Annotated in this window: 1 protein-coding gene; it reads left to right on the top strand. The window is 45.9% G+C overall.

Annotated features, from left to right (window positions below; all coding sequences use genetic code 11):
• On the top strand, positions 1-471 hold a 471-nt coding region (locus tag VF724_RS21370; RefSeq protein ID WP_371756249.1), incomplete at both ends, for a substrate-binding domain-containing protein.

The raw sequence follows: 471 nt of genomic DNA, 5'->3' as shown, positions 1-471 counted from the left end.
GGAACAGCGAATGTAACGGCCACCCACCTTTGGGACGGTGAAACTGAAGAATATAATATTCCTTACGTAAGGCGCTTATTGCCCGGGCAACGTGCTGTTGTCGTGAACTTGGTTTACCGTACCCAAGGATTTTATGTTTCTCCCGGCAATCCGAAAGACATTAGAGATTGGAAAGACCTGATGGACGAAAATATAACTTTCGTAAACCGGGAAAAAGGATCCGGTACCAGGGTGCTCCTGGATGAACAATTACGAAACTTAAATTTGGATTCCAGATTAATGAAAGGGTACAGAAATGAGGAAATGAGCCATATCGCGGTGGCAAGCGCTGTGGCCAGAGGAATTGCGGACGTCGGATTGGGAACAGAAAAAGCGGCGTTGCAGGTTCCGGGAGTAGAGTTTGTGCCTCTAAAGAAAGAGCGGTATGATCTCGTCTTTTACAAGGACGATTTGGAGAAATCAAATTTTCAG

This window comes from Ferviditalea candida (assembly GCF_035282765.1).
In the GTDB taxonomy this organism is placed as follows: Bacteria; Bacillota; Bacilli; order Paenibacillales; family KCTC-25726; genus Ferviditalea; species Ferviditalea candida.
The sequence above is the reverse complement of the archived record's forward strand: the minus strand, read 5'-3'. Positions and strand labels throughout refer to the sequence as shown.